General features: G+C 39.6%; 24 protein-coding genes and 1 pseudogene. 16 read left to right on the forward strand and 9 right to left on the reverse strand.

Features of this window, described 5'->3' with window-relative positions:
- Positions 1-120 precede the first annotated feature (120 nt).
- The 5 genes from trmD (at position 121) to ID47_RS02275 (ending at position 5,003) form a co-directional block, all read left to right on the forward strand.
- Positions 121-828 carry a tRNA (guanosine(37)-N1)-methyltransferase TrmD gene (gene trmD, locus ID47_RS02255; RefSeq protein ID WP_038463396.1) on the forward strand — a complete coding sequence of 236 codons (708 nt, stop codon included), beginning with the start codon at positions 121-123 and terminating at the stop codon, positions 826-828.
- A gap of 9 nt (positions 829-837) precedes the next feature.
- On the forward strand, positions 838-1,248 hold the full coding sequence (gene rplS, locus ID47_RS02260; protein ID WP_038463398.1) for a 50S ribosomal protein L19: 411 nt from the start codon (positions 838-840) through the stop codon (positions 1,246-1,248).
- Between the two features lie 257 nt (positions 1,249-1,505).
- Positions 1,506-2,387 carry a hypothetical protein gene (locus tag ID47_RS02265; RefSeq protein ID WP_038463400.1) on the forward strand — a complete coding sequence of 294 codons (882 nt, stop codon included), beginning with the start codon at positions 1,506-1,508 and terminating at the stop codon, positions 2,385-2,387.
- A gap of 71 nt (positions 2,388-2,458) precedes the next feature.
- Positions 2,459-4,303: a hypothetical protein gene (locus ID47_RS02270; RefSeq protein ID WP_156956616.1), complete on the forward strand. Its 1,845-nt coding sequence runs from the start codon at positions 2,459-2,461 to the stop codon at positions 4,301-4,303.
- Positions 4,304-4,394: 91 nt separating this feature from the next.
- Positions 4,395-5,003: a hypothetical protein gene (locus tag ID47_RS02275; RefSeq protein WP_038463404.1), complete on the forward strand. Its 609-nt coding sequence runs from the start codon at positions 4,395-4,397 to the stop codon at positions 5,001-5,003.
- Between the two features lie 38 nt (positions 5,004-5,041).
- On the opposite strand, the gene ID47_RS02280 is transcribed toward ID47_RS02275, so the two are convergent.
- Positions 5,042-6,007, reverse strand: coding sequence for a flagellar motor protein MotB (locus ID47_RS02280; RefSeq protein WP_051908453.1), 966 nt, complete (start codon positions 6,005-6,007; stop codon positions 5,042-5,044).
- A gap of 2 nt (positions 6,008-6,009) precedes the next feature.
- Complete coding sequence (gene motA / locus ID47_RS02285) at positions 6,010-6,870, reverse strand: flagellar motor stator protein MotA (RefSeq protein WP_038463406.1); 861 nt, start codon at positions 6,868-6,870, stop codon at positions 6,010-6,012.
- Between the two features lie 196 nt (positions 6,871-7,066).
- Here motA and ID47_RS02290 point away from each other — a divergent pair, with 196 nt between their 5' ends.
- A complete protein-coding gene (locus tag ID47_RS02290) occupies positions 7,067-7,528 on the forward strand; it encodes a hypothetical protein (RefSeq protein ID WP_038463412.1) in 462 nt (153 codons plus the stop codon).
- A gap of 580 nt (positions 7,529-8,108) precedes the next feature.
- Here ID47_RS02290 and ID47_RS02295 read toward each other — a convergent pair.
- From ID47_RS02295 to tpiA, 5 genes are all read right to left on the reverse strand, one after another.
- Positions 8,109-8,951, reverse strand: coding sequence for a TraB/GumN family protein (locus ID47_RS02295; protein WP_038463414.1), 843 nt, complete (start codon positions 8,949-8,951; stop codon positions 8,109-8,111).
- Between the two features lie 503 nt (positions 8,952-9,454).
- Positions 9,455-10,282, reverse strand: a complete 828-nt coding sequence (gene kdsA / locus ID47_RS02300) for a 3-deoxy-8-phosphooctulonate synthase (RefSeq protein WP_038463415.1) — start codon at positions 10,280-10,282, stop codon at positions 9,455-9,457.
- 4 nt (positions 10,283-10,286) lie between these two features.
- Positions 10,287-11,912 (reverse strand): CTP synthase, encoded by a 1,626-nt coding sequence (locus ID47_RS02305; protein ID WP_038466931.1) that lies wholly within the window; start codon positions 11,910-11,912, stop codon positions 10,287-10,289.
- Positions 11,913-11,962: 50 nt separating this feature from the next.
- On the reverse strand, positions 11,963-12,256 hold the full coding sequence (secG, locus tag ID47_RS02310; protein ID WP_038463417.1) for a preprotein translocase subunit SecG: 294 nt from the start codon (positions 12,254-12,256) through the stop codon (positions 11,963-11,965).
- A 33-nt stretch (positions 12,257-12,289) separates the two neighbouring features.
- Positions 12,290-13,000, reverse strand: a complete 711-nt coding sequence (tpiA, locus tag ID47_RS02315) for a triose-phosphate isomerase (RefSeq protein ID WP_038463419.1) — start codon at positions 12,998-13,000, stop codon at positions 12,290-12,292.
- 84 nt (positions 13,001-13,084) lie between these two features.
- Here tpiA and ID47_RS02320 point away from each other — a divergent pair, with 84 nt between their 5' ends.
- From ID47_RS02320 to ID47_RS02350, 7 genes are all read left to right on the forward strand, one after another.
- Positions 13,085-14,977 carry a peptidylprolyl isomerase gene (locus tag ID47_RS02320; protein WP_038463421.1) on the forward strand — a complete coding sequence of 631 codons (1,893 nt, stop codon included), beginning with the start codon at positions 13,085-13,087 and terminating at the stop codon, positions 14,975-14,977.
- A gap of 91 nt (positions 14,978-15,068) precedes the next feature.
- Positions 15,069-15,773, forward strand: a complete 705-nt coding sequence (locus ID47_RS02325) for an RluA family pseudouridine synthase (protein ID WP_038463423.1) — start codon at positions 15,069-15,071, stop codon at positions 15,771-15,773.
- 157 nt (positions 15,774-15,930) lie between these two features.
- Positions 15,931-16,911, forward strand: a complete 981-nt coding sequence (locus ID47_RS02330) for a methionine ABC transporter ATP-binding protein (protein ID WP_269516758.1) — start codon at positions 15,931-15,933, stop codon at positions 16,909-16,911.
- Positions 16,904-17,542 carry a methionine ABC transporter permease gene (locus ID47_RS02335; RefSeq protein ID WP_038463427.1) on the forward strand — a complete coding sequence of 213 codons (639 nt, stop codon included), beginning with the start codon at positions 16,904-16,906 and terminating at the stop codon, positions 17,540-17,542. The genes ID47_RS02330 and ID47_RS02335 overlap by 8 nt, the downstream gene beginning before the upstream one ends.
- Positions 17,543-17,549: 7 nt before the next feature.
- Positions 17,550-18,302 carry a MetQ/NlpA family ABC transporter substrate-binding protein gene (locus ID47_RS02340; protein ID WP_038463429.1) on the forward strand — a complete coding sequence of 251 codons (753 nt, stop codon included), beginning with the start codon at positions 17,550-17,552 and terminating at the stop codon, positions 18,300-18,302.
- Between the two features lie 275 nt (positions 18,303-18,577).
- Positions 18,578-20,284 carry a hypothetical protein gene (locus ID47_RS02345; protein ID WP_156956617.1) on the forward strand — a complete coding sequence of 569 codons (1,707 nt, stop codon included), beginning with the start codon at positions 18,578-18,580 and terminating at the stop codon, positions 20,282-20,284.
- 49 nt (positions 20,285-20,333) lie between these two features.
- Entirely contained in the window at positions 20,334-20,894 is a 561-nt protein-coding gene (locus ID47_RS02350; protein ID WP_038463433.1) for a hypothetical protein, read from the forward strand.
- A 223-nt stretch (positions 20,895-21,117) separates the two neighbouring features.
- On the opposite strand, the pseudogene rpmA reads toward ID47_RS02350, so the two are convergent.
- A pseudogene (gene rpmA, locus ID47_RS02355) lies at positions 21,118-21,366 on the reverse strand (50S ribosomal protein L27); the annotation flags it as partial.
- Positions 21,367-21,397: 31 nt separating this feature from the next.
- On the reverse strand, positions 21,398-21,715 hold the full coding sequence (rplU, locus tag ID47_RS02360) for a 50S ribosomal protein L21 (protein WP_038463435.1): 318 nt from the start codon (positions 21,713-21,715) through the stop codon (positions 21,398-21,400).
- A 139-nt stretch (positions 21,716-21,854) separates the two neighbouring features.
- Here rplU and fliQ point away from each other — a divergent pair, with 139 nt between their 5' ends.
- Genes fliQ through flhB form a run of 3 tightly spaced genes read left to right on the forward strand, consistent with a single transcriptional unit; the run spans position 21,855 to position 23,948 of the window.
- Positions 21,855-22,121: a flagellar biosynthesis protein FliQ gene (gene fliQ / locus ID47_RS02365; protein WP_038463437.1), complete on the forward strand. Its 267-nt coding sequence runs from the start codon at positions 21,855-21,857 to the stop codon at positions 22,119-22,121.
- Positions 22,118-22,879 (forward strand): flagellar biosynthetic protein FliR, encoded by a 762-nt coding sequence (gene fliR / locus ID47_RS02370; RefSeq protein ID WP_038463439.1) that lies wholly within the window; start codon positions 22,118-22,120, stop codon positions 22,877-22,879. The genes fliQ and fliR overlap by 4 nt, the downstream gene beginning before the upstream one ends.
- On the forward strand, positions 22,872-23,948 hold the full coding sequence (gene flhB / locus ID47_RS02375; RefSeq protein WP_038463441.1) for a flagellar biosynthesis protein FlhB: 1,077 nt from the start codon (positions 22,872-22,874) through the stop codon (positions 23,946-23,948). The genes fliR and flhB overlap by 8 nt, the downstream gene beginning before the upstream one ends.
- Positions 23,949-24,073: the final 125 nt, after the last annotated feature.

A 24,073-nucleotide genomic window follows, 5' to 3' on the forward strand; every position in this document is an offset into this window, starting at 1 on the left:
TAAATTCTTAAATTATTATGATCCTAAAATATTTTAAGACAGTATAAAAATAAATTTCAAGAAGAAAATATAACTTATAATTATTAATGTATATATATCACTAATAAAAGGTTTTTTAGTATGTCATTTCACGCCACAGTTGTAACTCTATTTCCCGAAATGTTTCCGGGTGGACTTAGTCATTCTTTGACTGGAAAAGCCTTAATTGACGGGAAATGGACTTTAGATACTGTGCAAGTTCGGGATTATGCCCAGGATAAGCACCATACTGTGGATGATACACCGTATGGGGGCGGGGCTGGCATGGTGATGAAACCTGATGTGGTTCACGGGGCTTTAGAGGCTGCCGTTTCCCAGGGTACTCCTGGGCGTCGGATGATTTACTTAACCCCGCGGGGCAAGCCGCTTAGTCAAGCTATGGTAAGAAATTATGCAGCCAATGATAATGGTTTGATTCTGCTGTGTGGTCGGTATGAAGGTGTCGATCATCGGGTAATTGAACATTGGCAAATGGATGAAGTGAGTATCGGTGATTATGTGCTCACAGGCGGGGAGCTGCCAGCACAAATTTTATTGGACGCAGTCGTGCGGTTATTACCTGATGTTCTGGGGAACAAAGAATCTTTAGAAGATGAAAGTTTTGAGCTTGGAATTTTAGAATATCCACAGTATACTAAACCACAAAACTGGAAAAATAAGATCGTGCCTGGTGTGCTGCTCTCAGGCGATCATCAAAAAATTGCCAATTGGCGCCAGGAAGAAGCAGAAAGAATAACGCGAGAGCGCCGGCCAGATTTATGGCAAGCGTTTCTCAAAAGTCGTGATTAGGAGTTATTCATGAACTTGTTACAAAAGTTAGAGCACGAACAACTGCAACGGTTATCTGAAGGAAAAGTAATTCCTCAGTTCAAAGCAGGGGATACAGTTCGTGTCAATGTTAAGGTTGTTGAAGGGGAACGTACCCGTGTACAGCCATATGAAGGTGTTGTAATTGGCCGCCGCAATGCGGGTGTTCGTTCCACTTTCCGTGTGCGTAAATTGTCTTCCGGGGAAGGTGTAGAACGCGTGTTCCACTTGTTCTCACCCAATATCACAGTCGAAGTTGTCCGTTGTGGACGAGTTCGCCGTGCCAAATTGTACTACCTGCGTGGCCGTACAGGTAAACGCGCTCGTATTGCTGAGCTTAAGAAATACAATATTGCACCAAAGAGTGCAGCATCTGCAACAGCTCCAGCTACTGCGGAATAAACTTATATTTTCTCGGGGTGTCCATTGGGCGCCCCTTTTTTTGTACTATTTTTTTGTTTTTGGGTAATTAAATTACGTTATAGCAATAAAGCTGAATTTAATAAGAATAATAACGTAAACAATATATTATAAAAATAAATATAGTGTACAAAAAATAATTCAATCAACTGATCCTCGTCAGAGTAATGAGGTTTAGCAGACGATGTAACGCATTTCTTAAATTGACGTGGCTATCATTTTTACTTATAGAGGAAGTAATGAAAATAACAACAACAGCAGCCTTACTGCTGGGGACAACTTTGTGTATTTCAGTCGCAGGAGCAGATCTTAGGGAAGCTCCTAATGAACATACCTCATTTCCTTCTTTAATTCGCCTTGAACAAAAAATTCCTACTTATAGACGTGGGCACGCCTTACAGACGTGGGTAACCGGTATCAAACAAGCTTGGGACAATCAGCATCCTATAGTTCGCCAAGTTATGACTAGTACTAATGGTGAACTTATAGTTGCTAAAACTTATAATGAAGCAGAAAAACTTGACAGAGATATGTTTACTTTAATGACTGTTCAAAATCAACTTCGAGAGCAACAGCTTCATGAACAACGTATACACCAACTTCAGGAGCAACGTCTTCGCGAACAACAACGTCTGGTACAAAACCTTCGCCTACAGCAGCTTCGCGAGCAACAACGTCGGGAGCAACAACTTCGGGAACAGGAAATAGAGCAAGAGCGCCTTCGCGTCCAACAACTTCGCCAACACCAAGAAGAGCAAGAGCGCCTTCGCGTCCAACAACGCCGGGAGCAACAACTTCGGGAACAGGAAATAGAGCAAGAGCGCCTTCGCGTCCAACAACTTCGCCAACACCAAGAAGAGCAAGAGCGCCTTCGCGTCCAACAACGCCGGGAGCAACAACTTCGGGAACAGGAAATAGAGCTCCGCAGACAGCAAGAAGAACAAGAGCAGATACGGATCCAAATTCAAACGCAACAAAAAATCTTCGTAAACACGAAGGACGCCTGCGCCTCCAACAAGAAGAGCTTCGCAAACAAGAGGAAGAGCAAAAGCCGCTTCCCGCTTATATTCGACAATATCAAGAAGAAATTCGCAGCTACGTCCCATCTCACACTAATCTAGAAGGTATGGTCAAGGAGGCCTCCGGCTGCGGGGTGCATGAACTCCATAATTTAAGCCCTAGGCATGAACAGATGATTGAAGATTTACAAGCTCAAATAGACAAGCTTCGTGACCAGGTATCACGCGGAAAATCTGATGCTGCTATAGAAACACTTTCGTCTTATTTAACAATGTATGCTCCTTCAACTTTGTCAACAATAGATCTTAACAATAGCTTTCTATTAAACATTATCAACTTTCAGCAGACTTTAGAACGCTTGGAGGTTATTCTTGGTGAGATTTCTAAGACTTCTGAAGCTTCTGAGGGACGGTCTAATATTAAGCACAAAATCCTATTGAATGGGTTAATAGATGGACCACTTACAAATGTTTTAACTTTAAATCAATCAATGCTTAACAATTTACCGAGCAACCTACCTGAAGCTCATGATTATGAAGGAGTTATGAGTCGTCTTTTGGCTTATTCAGATGGAGAGACAGGCATTGCCTTTCAGAAAAAAGGGCAGAATGGTGCAGCAGGCTTAACAGCTTTAGAATCCTTAATTGGTGGTTTTGCTTATGGGACTACTCACCAAATGTATACTCAGCATCCCAACCTCTTTAATTTTTTAATGCAATGTGAGGTGAACCCAATCACCCTTGCTAGGCTGATTAGGATTCGTGAAAGTTTATGTCACTTTTATACAATGATTACCCCCGCTCGCCAACCAGTTCTTAGCGCTCCCTCTATCATTCAAAATTTTACCGCGAGTAAAGTAGAGCTTGAGGAACGGGCTAATCAATTGTTAGAACAATTGAATGCGTCGCACGAGAATAAATTAACTTATCAAGATTTGACAGAAAATATAGGGCTGTGGCGCACCAATAAAATTTTTGAAAAAATAAGACAATTTAATACGCCTCAAGATTTTCATAATTATGCGAAACTTTATAATCAAGTTCGGAATGAGCTTGACGGTAGCCTCAGAGTTTTATCTCAGCTTAGTGAGAATTTTCTGAATCGCGATAGTAAGTTATCAAAATTAGTCGGCGAATTGTCAGGGGTATCTTTTACTTTTGATCACTCAGTTGCCTTAAACTTTAAAAATTCTTTAGCGAGTATTTTGCAGGCAGAACCGAAGGAGCTATCCACACAAGTATTGTTCGAAAGCTTTGGATCATACTTTAAAAAGCCTCAGGCACTTAATAATTTTCTGGATACTTTAGTTCGTATAAACGCATCAAAAATCTATCTAAATACAGAAAAAACAACGGCTGACCTTATAATTAGAATTAGTGATGCCCAGGCCAAACATCAATTATTTGTAAATATTCTTTCCACTATTGCAGAGCGATATAATACCATGCCATTTAATGATTTTAGTAAGGATATGGGAAAGCAAAAAACTATCTATTATCTCTATGATATGGTCAATACATATCAGCATAGGACATATATTGAGATGTCGCCAGACGATAGAAAAGATTTCTATCGACATGCGTTGGATGCTTTACAGGATCCTGATCTTTGGGCAAGCGATAAACAAGAGTGGGTGAATTTCTTTAAAGATGCTTATAATGCTTATGTGGCGGCTCGGGATGCTATTGTCGCTCTTAAGTTACCGCAAGCGCGTGGAGAAGGACGTCTTTTACCAGGATTTGGTTTTAGGATGAGGGAAGAGAACGATAATTCTACTTTTTCTCTCTCCTCGAGCGTGCCGCCACCTCCACCACCGCCTACTGCTAGAGCATTAGAAAGCTGGCCCATCTTTATTCAATCCATTAAAAGGTATAGTCAAGAACATCCTCATCAAAAGGCTTTAATTCTTGAATTGTTAGCGGCTGAACTAGAAGAGGCAAAACTTTATGTGGATTACATGGCTCTGGACATTCCAGAATTAAAAGGTAAACTAAGAAATCAAAATATTAATGCTTGAGTATAAAATATGAAGAAAGAAATAGCTCTCATCTTAGCTTTGACAAGCTCGGCGTATTCAAAGATTGAACCTTATATCGGCCTTCAGATTGGTGCAGAAAATACTGAAAGGCAATCGATATGACAATATTTTTCTAACTCAAGATTCCTATATATATCCCAAGCGCTTGAAAGAGTTTGGTTCCGTCCTGGGGGGACATATTGGCATTTCTAAAGAAATGAGTCAGTGGATTCTGGGTACAGAACTTGAGGCTAATTTAATGAGTACTAAACATACCATTCGCCAATACCCTGTAGACACCTCAGGCCCGAACTACAAGAATTATCATCAAGAGTTTTCTCATGTTGGTAATATAGGAGTAGGGTTTAAAGTCGGTCGAATTTTGGTTCCTTGTGTCACTGTTTATGCAAAACCAATAGTGACATTCGATTATTTCCGGACTAAAACCTCTTATACGCAGGGATTAAATATAGAGGATACTCCCCTCCATTTTTATCGTAAAACCAGAAAAATAGTCGGTACTGGACTGGCGATGGGGATTGAAAGGCGTATAGACAGCTTTAAAATTGGAACTGAAATTCGTTACATAAAGCATCGCAGTTTACAGCGGTCTCTTGAATTTAATCCCGTGGAATCCGGTAATTTCAAAGCAAAACCAAAAACGATTGCGGCTACTATACGCATTTCTTACTGCTTTTAAGGAGAGGGGAAGGGGGGCTTCTAAAACTTTCCCTTTTCCTATTTTATTTGTCGCAGCAAAGTCACTACGACCCGTCTATTTTCGGGAGCAAGAGGATTTTTAGGATCGGCCAGGTCTCTGTCAGCTTTACCATTGACAGATTCGATTCTACTTTCATTAACACCTGCACCCACCAAGACACGCCGACTAGCGTTGGCTCGTTCTGTTGACAACTCCCAATTTGTTAAGAGTGATCGTTGACTATATTGATTAGCATCCGTATGCCCAGAAATTTTTATTTTATTGGGAACATCCTTAATGGCCGATGCAATTACCTTTAAAATATCTTCCATCTGTTTATACATACGGCTAGAACCACTCGGGAACATGGCATTTTTAATCTGATCTATAATTTCGATATTAAGGCCCTCATCGGTCATCACAATTTTAATATTATTATGGAGGTCTTTTAGTTCAGGCATTTTATTGAGATTTTGTTTGATGAGTTCGGACACTTCATTCAGCTTATTCTCCTCTTCTTTTTTCGAGGCATAGCCTTTATCGGATGGAGCCTTATGCAGTTTATCTTCAATTTCCTTTTTGGCTTCATCTTTCTTACGCTCTTCTTCGGTCTTTCCACCATTATCATTAGCATCTGGATCGATATTTTCAACCTCACCAGCTGCTTGTCCGCCAGCGCCTTTTTCAGTCGGTGGCGTTGGTTTTACGGTGATCTTATTTTGTTCTGTTTCATTCAGACTGCCTGTGGTCTCTTTAATAGAGGTGCCACCCATAACACCCAAATTACCCCCACCCTTAGACGTTGTGGCAAAGGGGTCAAAGTAATTGGCAATACCGCGGCGCTGTTCCTCAGAGGTCGCATTCAACAACCACATTAACAAGAAAAACGCCATCATGGCGGTCACAAAGTCAGCGTAGGCAATTTTCCAGGCGCCTCCATGGTGGGAATTGCCTGAGACTTTTTTAATTTTTTTGATGATGGGTTGTTGAGATTTTTCGCTCATTTTTAACCTGCCGGTGCATTCTGGATCGCTTCTTCTAACTCAGCAAAACTGGGGCGAAAATCGCTTTCAATACTTTTACGGGAAAACTCGACTGCAATCGCAGGCGCATAACCATTCATGCACGCAATAATGCCCGCTTTCATACATTGAAAATATTTGGATTCATTGTCATATAAAACTGTGACGCAATTAGCCAAGGGCGCCATAAAGCCATAAGAAATCAAAATACCTGCAAAGGTACCAACCAGTGCGGCCCCAATTAAGTGACCAAGAACTTCTGGTGGCTGATTAATAGATCCCATCGTATGAATAACGCCTAACACCGCTGCCACGATTCCAATTGCCGGAAATGAGTCACCATACAATGTTAAAGCATGGGTTACAGCATGGTTTTCGGCATGGTGGACTTCCAGTTGTTCATTCATTAAATCTTCTAGCTGATGAACATTTTCGGCACCCATGGTCATCATCCGCAAATAATCACAAAAGAATTCACAAGCATGATGATCATTGACAAAGGCCGGGAACCGGCTGAATAAAGAGCTCTCATGGGGATTATCAAGATGCGCTTCAAGTTCCAACATCCCTTTAGTTTTTATCAACTTGAAAACAGTAAATTGCATGGTCAAGAGCTCAAGATAGTCAGCTTTTGTATATCTGTTCCCCTTAAATGCTAGACTATATGCAGCGCCCACACGCCCAAGGACATGCTTTGGACATGAAATGATGAAGGCACCTGTTGCAGCTCCAAAGATAATAACAAATTCAAGTGGTTGCCATAAAACACCAAGGTGGCCACCGTGGGCGGCATAAGCCCCTAGAACACAGGAAAACACGACAACCATACCGACAATAAATAACATGGGCGTACCCTTGGTAAATTCAGTTAACTAATTTTGCCCTAGGTACGGTAAAAAAATCGTAAATTAAATGGCATTTAATTCAGCGTAAGGGGTAAAATTTGCCGGCTACGGGATATTTATAATTTATTTAATCTTTTACGAGACAAGGAAGGGCGGCAATATGATGATATTCAAAATATAATAAAGGGAATGGACTATGATAAAATACTTACATTTATCAGTTGCTTGTACGGTGTTAATGACCCCCTGCGTTGCAATGGGCACTGAAGTAGCCCAACCGCCTCATGGTAAACATGATGCTCATCACTATACTAGAAAAACTGTCGATGAAGGGGCTGACAACTTACCTCACGCACAGCCGAAAAAATATAAGGGACCTGTTATCTCTGAGAAAGAGATAGTTCATCCGCCTCATGGTAAACATGATTCTCATCACTATACTAGAAAAACACGCAGGAAAGAGGCTGACAATTTACCTCACGCACAGCCGAAAAAATATAAGGGACCTGTTATCTCTGAGAAAGAGATAGTTCATCCGCCTCATGGTAAACATGATGCTCATCGCGGTTCTGTAGAAAATGCTAATGAAAAAAGCACTACCTCATCCTCTGCACACCCATCAAAAAGCAGTCGATCAAAGGCAAGGGGGCATCCCTAGCGTTGCCCAGCGAACCATATTCTTATGGCAGGTAGCAAAGGCGGTCAATAACGCAAGGCATTAACCATCTGCTCAAGCATGTTAATGGAGAATTATAGAAAGGGCAGGCCGTTACTACCTTTCCTCAAATGACGGTGAATAAGAATTTTCTCCATAAGAGATCTTTTGATTTTAAAGACTAGCCATTTGAATAAGAAGAATGACTAATATTATCTAAGCCTCTCTAAGATTTTTCCCCTCTACTGAATATTTCATCTGTAAATTGATGGAATAATTCTTTAAGTCTGCTTTCAGCTTCTTTATTTTCAAAAATAGGGGAGCTAATCACTTGCAGATCAAATATATGATTTATCCATTTTTGAGTATAAATATATACTCCTTTTAACCTGAATTATGGATTAGGAACAAAATAAACCATCAAAACCTGCTACTTCAATGGTTTATTTTGATAAACAATGAGAGTGGCCACAATATGTAAGAGAAAGTTAAAGGGAGAACGGTGCCCTGTATCTTCCATTTGTAGTTTGTTTTTCAAGTAATTGAAGGCGGTTTCTGCGCGCGACCTTTTATACCAGGCCTACTACAGAAAGGATGAAAAGTCTGAGAACTCAATAGCTTGATTAGCACGCATAATCTTATACCCGGCTTCTTCCAAGAGCCGTAAAATGCCAAATTCACCAAAAAGATGTTGGTACCCAACACACACAATGGCCTTTTCCCCATACTGTCTATGGTAATTAAGTAAGGTAGGTAGCCAGTCTAAATTTCTTCTCTGTACCATAAGGTCATTTTCCTCTAATGCTGGTATATCCCCAGATAGATACAAATTCTCAGATCTTTTATGCTCTTCAGAACCGAAACCTGCATGGTTGTACAACTCACACTTAAGGTCGTGGATAGTCAATTGTTCAAAAGACTGGGAGATTTCCTGTAGATCTTCTAAACCTAATATAAGCTTATGGTTTTTATAGTGATGGAGTAACGCATAATCCATGCCGGTTACAAAGTGTCCCATTAGATAAGCTTGGTAAAGACCGTTCGTATTTAACTGATCAAGACCCAGATTAGTAGCCTGCTTATGTTTCAAGAAGGGTATAGCGTAAGCTTCAAGCTCTTCCTTCTCCGCCTCTATAAGGCAATCGTAATAGTTAGGTTCTTCACTGTTTCGAAGGAGGCCCATCTTTTCACAAATATTGAGGGTAAGGGGTTCTAAAGCTTGGGTATTTTCAGTAATTAGTACCTCATGATTTTGAATATAATCCATGATAGCGGGCGGCAAGGCTTGTAGAGGTAGGTCATGCAGTGTCCCAAAAATTTTTATCTTATCCCCTTCCTTTTCTGCTTGAAATAAAAAGGTGTCATTCGCCCACATAAAAGAGGCGCATACTATATTAAGTATAAATATTATTGAAAATCTTAGCATTAACAATTATCTCTAAAAGTTTATTAATTATATATACTGTATACTTATAAAGAGAGCAAATATTATATCTAGTTTTTATAGAAAGTTGATATTTTCCATCCCCCCCTTTTCCACATGGTTTAGAGAGCATAAAAGTAAGAACACAGCCTTAATTCTTCAAGCAAAAGTATGCTTTAGAGCACCATTCCTGCTATTATTTAAGGTAATGGTTTTTCTAGTCTGTTTGCAAAGAGGTCCTAAAGAATGTATTAAGAAGTCCTCTTTGGGGTAAGGTTGAGTAGACCTGCCTGTCACCAGCTCAGGCCCCTCGTGAGAACCATACGGGCGGAACTGATAGAGAGGAATCCAACTGTCTGTCCTGAAAACGCATGCAAGGCTCTAATTCACACACTTCGGTCAAGGTACAGAGAAAGAAGAAGGTATCTCAGTTGTTGATCGTAAAGCTCATCTATGCATGTTGAACTATACGTCCGTTATTGAACGCCTTCCTCTTATAGTTAAAACTATTGTTCTTTGGCGATTGCATCAAACTTTTTCAGTGTTGCAAGTAGTTTTTCCAATTCGTGCAATTTAACCATGTTAGGGCCATCACTTGGGGCATTATCGGGGTCTTGATGGACTTCCATAAATAATGACGCGACGCCGACCGAGACGGCAGCCTTTGCGAGGACGGGGACAAAATCACGATCGCCACCAGAGGAGGCACCTGCGCCGCCGGGTTGCTGAACAGAATGGGTGGCATCATACACAACTGGATAGTTGTTGCAAGCCATAATTGCCAAGGAACGCATGTCAGATACAAGAGTATTATAGCCAAAAGACACGCCGCGTTCGCATTGCAGAATATTGAAATTGCCAAAAGATTCAACTTTTTTAACAACATTAATCATATCCCAAGGTGCCAAAAACTGACCTTTTTTAATATTCAAAGTTTTACCAGTTTCTGCAGCGGCTTTTAATAGGTCTGTTTGTCGGCACAAGAATGCTGGAATCTGAAGGATATCTATCACCCCCGCAACAGCTGTACAATGTTCTGGTGAGTGAACGTCCGTAATAACGGGACAGCCAAAACGTTCTTTTATTTCTTTGAAAATTGGCAAAGCGGATTCTAATCCAATACCCCGAATTCCATCAATACTAGTACGATTCGCTTTATCAAAAGATGTCTTGTAAACAAATTTAATCCCAAGCCTATCGGTGATATCTTTTAAAGATTCTGCCATCATAAGAGCATGCTCACGGCTTTCCATGACACAGGGCCCAGCCAGGAGAACAAATGGTAAGTCATTACCAAAAGTTATATTTCCAACAGAAACGTGATGTGTCGTCATAAAATTATCCTTTTTTAGAAAATTGATCCAACGCTGCTTTGACAAAATCTACAAACAACGGATGTGGCGAGAAGGGACGTGATTTAAATTCTGGATGGAACTGAACACCAATAAACCACGGATGGTCTTGAAGTTCAATAATTTCTGGCAAATCGCCCTCAGGGGACATCCCGACAAATTTTAATCCAGCTGCTTCAATACGGTCAATATAAGCTGGATTAACCTCATAGCGATGACGGTGACGTTCAGAGATGGTTGTCATTCCATAAATCTCAGCAACCTTAGAATCTTTATCCAAATTACAGTCATAGGCGCCTAAGCGCATGGTGCCACCCATATCACCGTTTAGTTGACGTTTTTGTAGTGTCTGGCCATCCATCCATTCAGTCATTAACCCAATAACGGGCTCCGGCGTATGCTGGCCCAATTCAGTCGAATTTGCTTCTGTTAAGCCTAGTACATTCCGAACGGTTTCTAACACAGCTAATTGCATACCAAAACAGATCCCAAAATAAGGAATTTTATTTTCCCGAGCAAATTTGATGGCTTCTAATTTGCCGTTGACGCCCCGTTCACCAAATCCACCTGGAACTAAAATAGCTTGAGCTCCTTTTAATTGGTCAGAGACAGAGTCTGCTTGTTCCGAATCCACCCACTTTAAATTAGCTTTGACATTATTGGCAATACCAGCGTGGATAAGGGATTGGATTAAAGACTTATAGGCATCCAGTAATTGAACATACTTACCAACAATCGCAATTGTTACCATTCCCGCGGGCTCGTATATTCGATGAACAATTTCTGTCCAAACAGTAAGATCTGGCTGTTTTGCCTCAATCTTGAAGTATTTGCAAACCTCTCCATCCAGTCCATTAGCATGGTAAACTAGGGGAGCCTCATAAATTGACTTCAGGTCACTTGCCTCAATGACGCGTTCAGCTTTCACGTTACAAAACAACCCTAATTTCCGACGAGCCTCCTCGGGGATGGGGCGCTCTGAACGGCACAACAGGATATCGGGTTGAATGCCCACACTGAGCAATTCTTTAACCGAATGTTGCGTTGGCTTAGTTTTTATTTCACCCGCTGCTGCAATATACGGCAAAAGAGTCACATGGATATATAGAACATTATCACGACCTAAATCATTGCCGAGTTGGCGAATAGTTTCTAGAAAGGGGAGACTTTCAATGTCGCCCACAGTCCCACCGATCTCACAGATGATAAAATCTTCATCTGTAATATCGTTTGTCACAAAGGATTTAATCTCGTCAATAATGTGCGGTACGACTTGGACAGTGGCGCCAAGATAATCTCCGCGGCGTTCTTTGGCCAAAACAGTAGAATAAATCTTTCCTGTGGTTATACTATCTGAGTGGGTCGAACTAACGCCGGTGAAACGTTCATAATGGCCAAGATCTAAGTCCGCCTCAGTTCCATCATCCGTGACGAAAACTTCACCGTGTTGATAGGGGCTCATTGTACCGGGATCAACGTTTAAATAAGGATCAAGTTTACGTAAGCGAACCTTAAAACCTCTTGCTTGCAAAACTGCCGCTAAAGAAGATGCTGCAAGCCCTTTCCCCAACGAGGAAACAACTCCACCCGTTACAAAAATAAATTTCGTCATGATTGTCTCGTGCATAAAAGATTTAGGGGGCTTTTGCCCCCTCGTTATTTTTAGTTAGGTTTATCTTCAGGTATGGTGGGCTGCGCTGGTGCCTCTCCCAGGATCTTATCAACAGTCCCTGATTGATGACGGGAAACCGCAGCCATCAGCAATGAATTTATAAAAAATAGAGTAGCTAAAACCGCCGTTGCACGCGTCAAAAGATTAGCAGCTCCTCGAGCAGAAAACATACTGCTGGTTGGATTGCCCCCAAGTCCCATACCGCTTCCATCACTTTTTTGCATTAAAATGGTGCCAATTAAGGTCAAAGTTATAATAACATGAATAAACAATAAAATGGTCATAGAGATACCTTATGAAATAAATACTTATGAAACTTATATCATAGCCTGTTCTGAGAAAGCAACGATATGATTAAAATCTTCATATTTCAGGCTAGCGCCCCCCACTAAAACCCCGTCTACATTAGGTAAAGATAAGATGGCATGAGCGTTATCTTTATTGACAGATCCTCCATATAAAATTGGGGTGCCTTGTGTTGGAAGAGCCTGGCGGATTGCCTGATGCATCTGAACAATATCATGCTCAGTTGCGGTCAAGCCGGTGCCAATGGCCCAAACTGGTTCATAGGCAATATAGTAAGTCTTATCAGTCCCAGCAGGTAAAGATTGTGACAGTTGTTCCAAAACAAACTCTATGGCTTTCCCGGAGTCTCTGATTTCCTTTGATTCTCCAATGCAAATAAGGGGTGTTAAGCCTACTTTAAGAGCTTGCTCTGCCTTTTGGCGCACAGTTTCACTGGTTTCCTTATGGTACTGACGGCGCTCAGAGTGGCCAATAATAACGTACTGACACCCCGCATCCTTTACCATTACAGCACTTGTGTCACCGGTATAAGCGCCCGATGAATAAGGCGAACAATCCTGGCCACCGATCATTGGCGCATGAAAAAAGACATCCTTTAAGTAAAGTGAAGGAGGGCAAAATATGATGCGATTTTGGGAGTTAGGTGAAAAATTCTTAAAAAATTCAATGATAAAGGGCCCAGAGCCGTTCATTTTCCAGTTTGCGACGATAATTTTTGTCATGCACACGCCTTTTGATAGATATTGATTTGTTTGGGCAATCCCCATAAACTGATATTAGTTTATTTATAAGATTAAGATCGGTCAATGTTACAAACATTCAGAAAACACTCTGGCAGTATTTTTGCCAAAATCTTGTTTGGTTTATTGGTTGCAAGCTTTGCGTTCTTTGGCGTAGGCGATATGTTCCGCAGCTATACAGCAATGCAACCCGTCGCAAAGGTAGGCAGCATCTCAATTTCACAAGAAGAATTCTTGCATTCCTATCAAAAAATTGTTACTCGGTTGCAAACAATTGCTAAGGGCAAACTCAAGCCAGACGATATTCGTAACCTCGGTGTCGAAAAGCGCGTGATCGATGATTTGGTCAACAATGCTGTCTTGGATAATGAAATTCGTCGTCTTGGGTTGATGGTTAGCAATGCTGCTCTCGAAAGTTTTATTAAATCTGTGCAAGCGTTCCAGAATCCACAAGGTCAATTCGACCGAAATCAGTTTCGTTATTTGCTCTATAATAACGAGATGTCTGAAGCTGGCTTCATTCAGCAAAGCCGTGAAAGCTTGCTAAAACAGCAGTTAGTCGGGACTCTTTCCGCTGGTATTCATTTGCCCACCAAATACCGTCATTTAATGTTTGATTCCCAAGAACAGCAAAAAGTTTTCAATGTTGTTTATATTCCTTTGAGCGCTGCAAAGACTAATGCAGAGCCAACGGATGCCGATTTAGATCAGTTATATCAGACCCACCAAGATCTTTTTGTGCAACCGGAATATCGTACAGTATCTCTACTTGTGGTAGACCCTAAGAAACTGCAAGAAGCAATTACAGTCACAGCGGAACAAATTAAAGAAGAGTATGAAAATCGCCAGGTTGAATTTACAACACCAGAACTCAGAGATGTAACGCAATTAACATTCTCATCAAAAGAGAATGCGAAAAAAGCTCATACAGCCTTAGCTGAGGGTAAATCTTTGGCTGCAGTTTCAAAGGAGTTTAAAGGTGATGTGAGGACTTATTCAGCTGCCAATAAAGATAAGTTCTCTGATGAGCATTCTAAGGCGATTTTTGCTCTTAATAATGATGGTATAACAGACGTTATGTCCTCAGCATTTGGGGCAACAATCTTTAAGATCACCAATATTTTGTCTCCAAAGACCAAAAGCCTGGACGAGGTAAAAGGTAAAATTGGAGCAGATTTGAAATCTCAACTTTATAGCGCTCAAATGAATGAGCTCCAGAATAAAATTGAAGATGGATTGGGTGGTGGAACGCCGATGAAAGAATTGGCTCAACAGTATAATCTATCCGAAATAAACCTGCCACCGATGACTATAGGGGGACTGGACAAAGAAGGTAAATCTGCGATCCCAGCAGAGCTTAAAGAAGTTGTTTTGGAAAATGCCTTTAACCAAGACGAAGGTATAGCAAGTTCGCTCATTAATATCGCGGATGGCCGTAGTATTGCTGTGCTTGTCACAAAGATCACGTCAAAAACTCTGCCGCCACTATCTGATATTCGGGATGAAGTTGCAAAAACTTGGCGTCAAACCAAACAGCGTGAAGCAGCCTCTAAAATGGCTCAGGATATGGCTGCAGCTGTGAAGAGTCATCAAGACTTGGTAATGCAAGCTAAGCACTATAATCTCAGCGTTCGCACACTTCAACCGATTAGCCGTGTCGACTTAGAGGAAGGCAAATTGATTGATGAGAAGGTAACGCCACAAGCACTCCGTGCTGCTTTTGCACTCTCCACAAGTCAAGCCACAGCCGCCCCTCTTAAAGACGGTTATGTTGTGGCGATGCCTGTGAAAGTGATGCCGGTCGATACGTCAAAAATGAAGGATAAGCGTGATAATTTTGATAAGGCTTTACAATTGATGGTACAACGCGACTTTCAAGATTCATATATTATGGCTCTGAAAGAAGTTAACAAACCAGAGATTCGCCAGGACGTCATCAATAATCTTCTGACACGATAAGAGCTTGTTGACTTTAATAAATGAACAGGCATAGTTTCTTAGTGACTATGCCTGTTTTAATTAATCTCTTTAACACTAAAAAGAATAAACAATGATATCCCATCAGCTCAGTTTAGAAGACCTATTATTATACCGCGATGCCATGATTTTGGTTATTAATAAACCAAAAGGATATGCTGTTCATAAAGGAAAGGGACGTAAGCCTAATCTTGAAGATTATTTTCACCAGCTTCAGTTTGGGTTACCAACTGTTCCGGGACTGGGACACCGTTTGGATGCTTCAACAAGTGGCTGTTTGGTATTGGGCCGACATGCAAAAGCATTGCGTCGTTTAGGTATTTTATTCAGCAGTGGACAAATTAAAAAGACCTATTGGGCTATCGTGCGGGGCCATTTGCCTCAAAAACAGGGTAGAATCGACTTACCATTGGCTAAGATGAATGATCGCAAGAGTAGCTGGTGGATGAAGGTGGATCCTCAGGGCCAAAAAGCCATAACAGAGTATAAGGTATTAGGGGAAATAGATGATTATTCTTTTGTTGAGCTGAGTCCCATAACGGGGCGAACGCATCAACTACGTGTACATCTAGATGCCCTCGGATGTCCTATTGTCGGAGACCCAGTTTATGGCAGAGAAGTTCCCGATCTTGACGATGACAATTTACATTTGCTCGCTCGGTCCATTGAAATCCCCCTATCATCGAAGAAGAATCCTATTCGGGTTATCGCTCCTGTACCCTCTCACATGCTGGCTTTGTTAAATCAGTTCGAGGAATTAGAGAATGCAATATTATAATATTCCATTAATTTCGGGCCCATTTTCTTGATTTTGTTTTATAAAGCAACCATAATAAGCAAGTAAATATTCTGGAGTACGTCCTATTACAGCCGCAATTACATTAACATCTGTATCGAAAAAATATCCTGATGCGCCTATTTACGCTCTGGAAGATATTACTGTATCCTTTTCTAGCGGCAAGATTCACAGCATCATTGGCCGTAGTGGCGCAGGTAAAAGTACTTTAATCCGCTGTTTGAATTTTCTTGAATCCTTTGATTCGGGGCAACTCAACATCCTGGGACAAAATACCCAATTCATGTCAAAGGAACAGCGACGCCAAGCCCTCAAAGAAATTGGCAGCATCTTTCAGAAAGTTAATCTTTTAAGCCGTAGAACAGCCCTTGAAAATGTTATGCTTCCTCAAGAATGGCAAGGGGTCACTAACGAATCAGCAAAACTTAAAGCCAAAGAATTATTGGCAAAAGTTGGTTTGTCTGGCTTTGAAGACCGCTATCCCGCTCAGCTAAGTGGTGGTCAATGCCAACGAGTTGCCATTGCGCGGGCTCTCGCCAATGAGGCGAAGATCTTGCTATGCGATGAGTTTACTTCTGCCCTTGATCCAGAAACTTCATTAGAAATTCTTGCCTTACTGCGCCAACTTAATAAAGACCTGGGCGTTACAATTATCCTGATCACCCATGATATGAACGTCGTCCGAGAGATCAGTGATTTTGTCTACGTCATGGATAATGGTAAAATTGTAGAGCAAAGTGATGTAGAACAGTTATTGTTACACCCCCAACATGCGACCACTCAAAGCTTATTGACTGGATTATTTGTGCGGGACTTACCACACCATTTGCAGCAGTCTTTAATAGCGACGCCGGGCGAGGGGCAGATTATTGTTCGACTCATATTTTCCAGCAAATCATCTCAAAATCCAGTGATTGCAGAACTCATTCAACACCATCAAATTCCCATCAATATTTTAGCTGGGAGTATGGATCATTTAAGAGCCACGGTCTTTGGAACATTATTGATTTCAGCCCCCTATGACAAGGTTACGCATGATATGATGATGGCACACTTCTCCAAGAACGGTATTTCAGCTGAAGTATTAGGATATCTCCCCGTCGGAGGCACCCATGATTGATCTTCTTATCAAAAGTTTATGGGAAACTGTATGGATGGTCGGTGTGTCCACTATTATTTCTATTTTAATAGGGTTGCCCCTTGCTGTCTATTTGGCAGTGACGTCACACAACGGGCTAAAAGCTAATCAGTGGCTTTATAGCATTGCGGGTTTCTTGGTGAATGCAACGCGGTCAATACCCTATATTATTTTGATAGTTTTAATGATGCCAGTAACCCGCTTGCTGGTAGGGACAACCATTGGCGTTGGCGCAGCCACAGTTCCCCTTGCCATAGCAGGTATCTTGTTGGTGGCTCGCTTGGTTGAAGATGCCTTGCGACAGACCAATTATGGATTGATTGAAGTTGGATTAGCCTCCGGCGCCACAACCTCTCAAATCGTCACAACTATAATGTTGCCCGAAGCTTTGCCGATGATTATCAGCAGTCTCACAACAGTTATCGTCAACTTAATTGGCTTCTCAGCTATGGCAGGCGCGGTGGGTGGTGGTGGGTTAGGGGACTTAGCCATTCGGTATGGTTATCAACGTTATGAACTAGAACTGCTATGTTATATAGTTGTGATTTTAGTTATGATGGTGCAAATTGTTCAGATAACAGGGAATTACCTGGTTAAGAAATTTATGAAATAGGTCTAAAATGAAAAAGTTTACTCTTATGGTTTTGTTGTCTGTAACCAATGCATTCGCTTTTAAACTCGGGGTGACAGCTGGACCGCATGCCATCATCGCCGAAGAAGTTGTCACGATCGCAAAGAAAGATGGGCTAAAGATTGAAGTTATTGAATTCAGTGACTTTATCCTACCTAACATTGCTTTAAATCAAGGTGATCTGGATGCGAACAGTTATCAGCATCAACCATTTTTGGATAATCAGATTAAAGATCGCGGCTTTAAGCTGACTTCTGTCGGTAAGACAGTTTTGATGCCACTTGGCATTTATTCTAAAAGAATTAAGAACCTTAATGAAGTAAAAGAAGGCGCAACCATTGGCATTCCAAACGATCCCACCAATGGTGGACGTGCCTTATTGCTTCTTGAAAAAGCTGGCCTTATCACTCTAAAGAAAAAAGACCTACCGAGTGTTTTTGATATTTCGGAAAACTCTAAAAAACTAAATATAAAAGAATTAGATGCGCCGCTGCTCCCCCGATCATTAGATGACTTGGACTTAGCGGTGATTAACACGGACTGGGTTATTTTAGCAAAGCTCAATCCAAAGTCAGCTTTAATATCAGAGTCTATCGAGTCTCCCTATACGAATGTGATAGCCGTTAGAATAGCGGACCAAGAGAACGATGATGTGAAAAAATTGGTTAAGGCTTACCAATCACAAGAAATTAAAGATTTCATTCACAGTAAATTTGCTGGGGCAATCTTAGGAGCTAATTAATCTATCTGATCTTTAAGATTAGATAGATTTAATACCTGCCTTAAGGTTTGCCAATCCACGTTTTTCTTATTGGCATAATTTATCTGTTTGCTCACCTTACAGAATACTCTGTTACACCCCTCTATTTTCCTAATTCTTAATAGAAAGGAAAAGAGAGGGCTCATTTTTATCCAAGCCTATCGAAATGTTGTGCTTGAAAAACTAAAAAGCTAACCCAACTATATTTTTTAGTGCTGGTTACGATTTATTAAACCAAAGGGAAATACCATATCTCCTTGGATAATATAAATGGTAGGTATAGTTTAATGATAGTTTTTAAGTATTTTAAAAAATTTTCCTTATTTATAGCCATTCTTCTTGGTACTAACTATTTACAGGCGATGGAAGAAAATCTGGATCCCTTTAAATTTAAAATTGGATTTGAATTTCAGGAAGCAAATCATTTGTTTCCAGCGGGTGAAAATAACTTCTCTATTCAGAAAAAAACTATCTTTACTGCTGTGAAAGACAATAAGGAATTATGGCATTTAGAAATTGACGGAAGTGATATAGAGTTTGTAACGCCTCCTTTTTTACCTCATGACACAGAAGATTTACTTGTCAGTATACAGTCTATTACTGAAGCTTGTAACACTTTAAAGAATTTAATGGAAAACAAAATTGATAAAATATCATTTCGGGAATGGATAGAAGGTACAAATATCGAACTCACTTCTCAGGAGCAAACACTATTAAAGCAAGTAGAATTACGCCCAAATTTATTATTAAATAATGAAGTCCTAAAAAATAGACATGCTGAACTTCTAAAGAAACAAGAACAATCCTTACCGGGCTTAAAAAAAATATTTGTAGAAAGGGGAATTGAATTAGTAACAGATCATGAAGACAAGACATATGATAAAATTGCGGATATGTACCTTATAATTAATAGGAGCTGGGTTCCAAAATTTATGCCTCAAGTCACAATTCAACATTCTTTAAAAGATACTATACCGTTACTTATGAGTTTATTTGGCTCTCTCTCAGAACAACCCACCAAAATTGAAAATAAATTGATTCAAGCACTTCCATTTATTAATGATAGCAGTAAATTAATGGAGAGTAGCTATTTAAGCGAAGAAAATGGATTACTTTTCTTACATACTTTAACATGTGCAAGTATTCAATCTAGTAAGTCAGATTCTCAACAAGGTCTTATTAATTCTCTACATGAGATCAAAAGAAATTTTGAGCATTATCGACAGGTGGATGCAAAAGTAAATGCTTCATTTCTATCACGGCGGCCTTTCTCTTCCATGTGGGCTGATATCAAAGAAAAAAAACAGATCCATTCTACTTTCCAACACTTGTACAATGAGAGAATTATTGAAGGAAATTATTTCTTTAACAACAAAGTAGTTCCTAATTTTAAATTTGTTAATTATGCAGAAGAATTTTACCTAACAGATTTGTCTGGTAGGAGAGATCTTTCTTATCTTAAAGACGTATTGAGAGAAAAGTTGGAAAATTTTCCTACTGAACCTCTTAGCTTTTTATTAAATAATGGCATTATAGCTACAGCATTAATCCAATATTTATGGCCTGAAGTATTTGCTGACTATTTAAATCACACGATTCTAAGCATAGATCAACCCCAAGGGCGCTATATGTTTGATTTAAATACTAATGAAGCTGTTTGGGTGGCCTCTGACGTTGATGCTTTATCTCCCCCTTGGTTTCTCGACCCAGATAATTCCATGGGAGCTTATCAAGATAAAAAAAATTTTGATGAGTTATATGGTGAAGCTATAGTAGAGATGCGTTCTATTAAAGATATTAGTAAAGATACTCTTCACTCCATGAATATATTGCAAGACCATAGTGGTACTTTTTTAACAGGGGCAAAAAGATCTTTAGAAGAAGATGTGTTCAGCTTACTATCGATTTTAAAACATGATTTTATTTTGACTACTAGTAGAAAAGTATTGGAAAAGAATATGTAATATTTCTCTAACATGTTATAAAGAAGAAATTTTATTAAGGAGATCACAAATGTTTAAAATAATAGGGTTAATAGGGTTAATAAGTTTGCAAGGGCAAGCTTATAGTTTTGACTGTAACTATAATATACTTACAGCGCACACAGAAACTTATTCTGGAAAAATCACTCAATCTATTAATTCTTCTGTAGATAGTATTAAGGAAGATTTGAATTTCTTAATAGATAACTCTGAAAAAGATAATATTACGCAAGAGTACAAAGAGGAAAATTTTGAGTCACTCATGCAAAGAAGCTTAGATTTATCTCCTTCTAATAATTTTCTAGAGAGCTTTATTAAAAATTGTGAAATAATTTATGAATCCGATAAAAATGATACTAAAGTCAGACAATCTGTTCATATGCTTGTATATGAAGTAACGGAGAGCTTAAAAGAATATTTTGATGATATGGAATTAAGGCAATCTTTTTTAAATAAAAAGAAATTACAACAATCTAGTCCTAATAAAAATTTTCAAGCCGCTGATCCTATAGATAATCAAGGAAACATTATAACTGAAAATCCTAGAATTAAAAAAGTTGAAGCTTACTATGCACCCGCCAAAGTTCATTAAGTAATAAAATTAATTATCAAGAGATCGGTTCCTAGAAAAAGGATCGATCTCTTCTTATTTAGGGCTGCTATACGAAAGCATTCTAAAGCTTTATTTAGTGAGGGTTTAGAGTGTAGAGGACGCTTACAATGAGAATGATTACACTTAATCCATATTTGTCCATAAAAAAAACCGCCTTACATAAGGCGGCTCAGAGTTGCTTTTTGTGTTTTCTCAAAATTAATTATACGGTTGGAACAACCGAAACATAGGAACGTTTTTTAATTCCTGTATGGAAAGTCACTGTACCATCAATAAGGGCGAACAGTGTGTGATCCTTACCCATGCCAACATTTTGGCCAGGGTGGAATTTTGTTCCGCGTTGACGAACAATAATGTTGCCAGCAATCGCGAACTCGTTACCAAATTTTTTTACACCAAGGCGGCGACCCATTGAATCGCGACCGTTACGGGAACTACCACCAGCTTTTTTTGTGCCATTAAATTACTCCTTTAATTCCCGATTACTTACCAAGGGCCACTTTAGTAATCTTCAATACTGTTAAGTGCTGACGATGACCATTTTTACGTCGGTAATTGTGACGACGGGTCTTCTTAAAAATAATCACTTTACGATCGCGCATCTGTTCTACAACAGTTGCTGTTACTGTGGCGCCAGCGACACTTGATCCACCGATATGATCTTTCTTGCCATCATTAACAAGAAGGATATCACTTAAATCAACTGTGCTGCCGGCTTCGGCGTTGAGTTTTTCGACGCGCACGACGTCTCCCTCAGCGACCTTATATTGCTTACCACCGGTCTTAATTATTGCAAACATATTCTCTAACTCTCTGGTTAAAAAGGAAACACAAAAAGATCACGGATAAATCCGTGTTAATTATCTTACTATATCTATCGTTTTTGTCCTAGATATGTCAAGATTTTAATGAAGATAGGCTTATATTAAGGTTAAGTCCATGACGCCAGAGCTTGTGCTTGAAATTTTAGACCATTCAATGATTGCCCTTGTCAAACTATCATTGCCAATGCTCCTCACAGGTTTGGTTGTTGGTATTGTTATTTCTATTTTCCAAGCCTTAACCCAAATTCAAGAAACGACATTAACATTTGTTCCCAAAATGATTGCTTTATTTATTGTTTTAGCATTTTGCATGCCCTTCATTGGGGCTACATTGTCATCTTTAACAATGGAACTCTACAGTCATATAGTTGATCGGCAATGACTCATACATTTTATTTTGATGATCTTTATGACTATTTCTTTGTATTTCTTAGGCTTAGCGCCTTATTAATGTTTTTTCCAGGCATTGGTGAAACTTTTATACCAGCTCGCATCCGTCTGCTTTTTGCTTTTGTTTTAACCTTAATTATCACACCCATTGTGGCGATTGAATTACCGAGCAGTGATCTGTTAACCACTCAAACACTAATCTTTATAGTAAGAGAAACCCTTTTTGGAGCATTTTTGGGGATTTTAGCCAAACTCTTATTGAACGCCTTGCAGGTAACAGGAACTATTATAGGAATGCAAACCTCTTTATCAGGTGCTGCCATGCTAAACCCTAGCCTTGGCATGCAAGATACTGCTATTGGGACCATCTTGATGTTTGGGGCCACAACTCTTATGTTTGCAACTGATTGTCATTATTTGCTGATCGCAGCTCTTGTAACATCTTATGAAACATTTCCTGTCCTAGAGCCTATTGTGATAGGGGATTTTAGCCAAGCCATAATTCAAATGATTTCTAAAAGCTTTTGGTTAGGTGTTAAATTATCCTTTCCAGTGATGATTGTGGGAACATTACTGAATATTTGTACAGGTTTGGTCAATAGATTAATGCCGCAAATGCAGGTCTACTTTATGTTTACTCCTATACAAATTTTTTTAGGGTTTTTGCTGTTAGCTGTCACGATTAGCACTGTTATTTCTATTTTTATAGATCATTTTCGTGAGTTTTTAGTGGGGGTAGCTAATGGCTGAAGGCAGCGACGAAGACGAAAGCTCCAAAACAGAAGAACCAACGCAGCATCGCCTTGATGAAGCCTTTAAAAAAGGGCAAATCGCCTATTCTAAGGAAGTATTACATTGGATGATGCTGGGAACGGCGGGACTAACGATAATGATGTTTTCTTGGTTTATTGGCCATAAGTTCCGTCAAAGCTTCTCAGTTTATTTAATCCATCCCGAACAATTTTTTATTGATTCTGAAACCACTGCTGAGCTGTTATGGCGCATCATTTTTGATTTCTTCTTACTAACGCTACCTTTATTGGGATTCTATATGGCAGCAGCCTTAACCGGTGGATTTTTACAAACAAAATTTGCCATATCGACAGAAGCACTCCAATTAAAATTTGATCGCTTATCCCCCATGAAAGGACTCCAACGTATCTTTTCAAAGAAGTCTCTCGTAGAGTTCGTCAAGGGCTTATTTAAAATTTTTATTGTAGGTTTGGCTTTATATATTTTTTTCCGATCTAAGCTTGATCAAATTGAAGGTTTGATTTTTGTACCAGCCGATAAAATCATAGGCATACTGTCGGGATATATCATTAAAGCGATTATTATAGTTATTTCCGCTATGGCGATCATTTCCATCATGGACTATTTATTCCAAAAATTTGAATTACTAAAGTCTTTACGGATGACAAAAGATGAAGTTAAACGCGAGCATAAAAACTTAGATGGTGATCCCCAAATTAAACATAAGCGCCGCCAAATTGCCCAACAACGAATTAAAATGAATCTAAAAGAAGCGGTGGGCCGCGCTACAGCAATTATAACCAACCCAACCCACTTTGCTGTTGCTATTGAGTACAATCCAGATGAAATGAATGCGCCTATCGTTATCGCCAAAGGTGTTGATACGATCGCCCTTAAGATGCGAGAGTTAGCCAAGGAAAAAGACATACCCATTTATGAAAACCCACCGTTAGCCCGTGCTTTATATGCAAGTGTTGAGTTAGAACAGGAAATTCCGTCTGAACATTATCAAGCGGTTGCAGAAGTTATTCGCTTTGTCATGAAGTTGAAAAAGCAATATTTTTAAATAAAAAAGCCACCGTTAAGATGGCTAAATTTTAATATTAGCAAAACTCTTATCCACATATTATGAATTTTTATAGTAATATTATTATAATATTAATTATACTGAATTAACGTAGATATATACTT

It is taken from the genome of Candidatus Paracaedibacter acanthamoebae (genome assembly GCF_000742835.1).
In the GTDB taxonomy this organism is placed as follows: Bacteria; Pseudomonadota; Alphaproteobacteria; order Paracaedibacterales; family Paracaedibacteraceae; genus Paracaedibacter; species Paracaedibacter acanthamoebae.

Coding starts and splice junctions, on each gene's coding strand:
- trmD (WP_038463396.1), top strand. CDS start 121: ATGTCATTTCACGCCACAGTTGTAACTCTATTTCCCGAAATGTTTCCG.
- rplS (WP_038463398.1), top strand. CDS start 838: ATGAACTTGTTACAAAAGTTAGAGCACGAACAACTGCAACGGTTATCT.
- ID47_RS02265 (WP_038463400.1), top strand. CDS start 1,506: ATGAAAATAACAACAACAGCAGCCTTACTGCTGGGGACAACTTTGTGT.
- ID47_RS02270 (WP_156956616.1), top strand. CDS start 2,459: ATGATTGAAGATTTACAAGCTCAAATAGACAAGCTTCGTGACCAGGTA.
- ID47_RS02280 (WP_051908453.1), bottom strand. CDS start 6,007: ATGAGCGAAAAATCTCAACAACCCATCATCAAAAAAATTAAAAAAGTC.
- motA (WP_038463406.1), bottom strand. CDS start 6,870: ATGTTATTTATTGTCGGTATGGTTGTCGTGTTTTCCTGTGTTCTAGGG.
- ID47_RS02290 (WP_038463412.1), top strand. CDS start 7,067: ATGATAAAATACTTACATTTATCAGTTGCTTGTACGGTGTTAATGACC.
- ID47_RS02295 (WP_038463414.1), bottom strand. CDS start 8,951: ATGCTAAGATTTTCAATAATATTTATACTTAATATAGTATGCGCCTCT.
- kdsA (WP_038463415.1), bottom strand. CDS start 10,282: ATGACGACACATCACGTTTCTGTTGGAAATATAACTTTTGGTAATGAC.
- ID47_RS02305 (WP_038466931.1), bottom strand. CDS start 11,912: ATGACGAAATTTATTTTTGTAACGGGTGGAGTTGTTTCCTCGTTGGGG.
- secG (WP_038463417.1), bottom strand. CDS start 12,256: ATGACCATTTTATTGTTTATTCATGTTATTATAACTTTGACCTTAATT.
- tpiA (WP_038463419.1), bottom strand. CDS start 13,000: ATGACAAAAATTATCGTCGCAAACTGGAAAATGAACGGCTCTGGGCCC.
- ID47_RS02320 (WP_038463421.1), top strand. CDS start 13,085: ATGTTACAAACATTCAGAAAACACTCTGGCAGTATTTTTGCCAAAATC.
- ID47_RS02325 (WP_038463423.1), top strand. CDS start 15,069: ATGATATCCCATCAGCTCAGTTTAGAAGACCTATTATTATACCGCGAT.
- ID47_RS02335 (WP_038463427.1), top strand. CDS start 16,904: ATGATTGATCTTCTTATCAAAAGTTTATGGGAAACTGTATGGATGGTC.
- ID47_RS02340 (WP_038463429.1), top strand. CDS start 17,550: ATGAAAAAGTTTACTCTTATGGTTTTGTTGTCTGTAACCAATGCATTC.
- ID47_RS02350 (WP_038463433.1), top strand. CDS start 20,334: ATGTTTAAAATAATAGGGTTAATAGGGTTAATAAGTTTGCAAGGGCAA.
- rplU (WP_038463435.1), bottom strand. CDS start 21,715: ATGTTTGCAATAATTAAGACCGGTGGTAAGCAATATAAGGTCGCTGAG.
- fliQ (WP_038463437.1), top strand. CDS start 21,855: ATGACGCCAGAGCTTGTGCTTGAAATTTTAGACCATTCAATGATTGCC.
- fliR (WP_038463439.1), top strand. CDS start 22,118: ATGACTCATACATTTTATTTTGATGATCTTTATGACTATTTCTTTGTA.
- flhB (WP_038463441.1), top strand. CDS start 22,872: ATGGCTGAAGGCAGCGACGAAGACGAAAGCTCCAAAACAGAAGAACCA.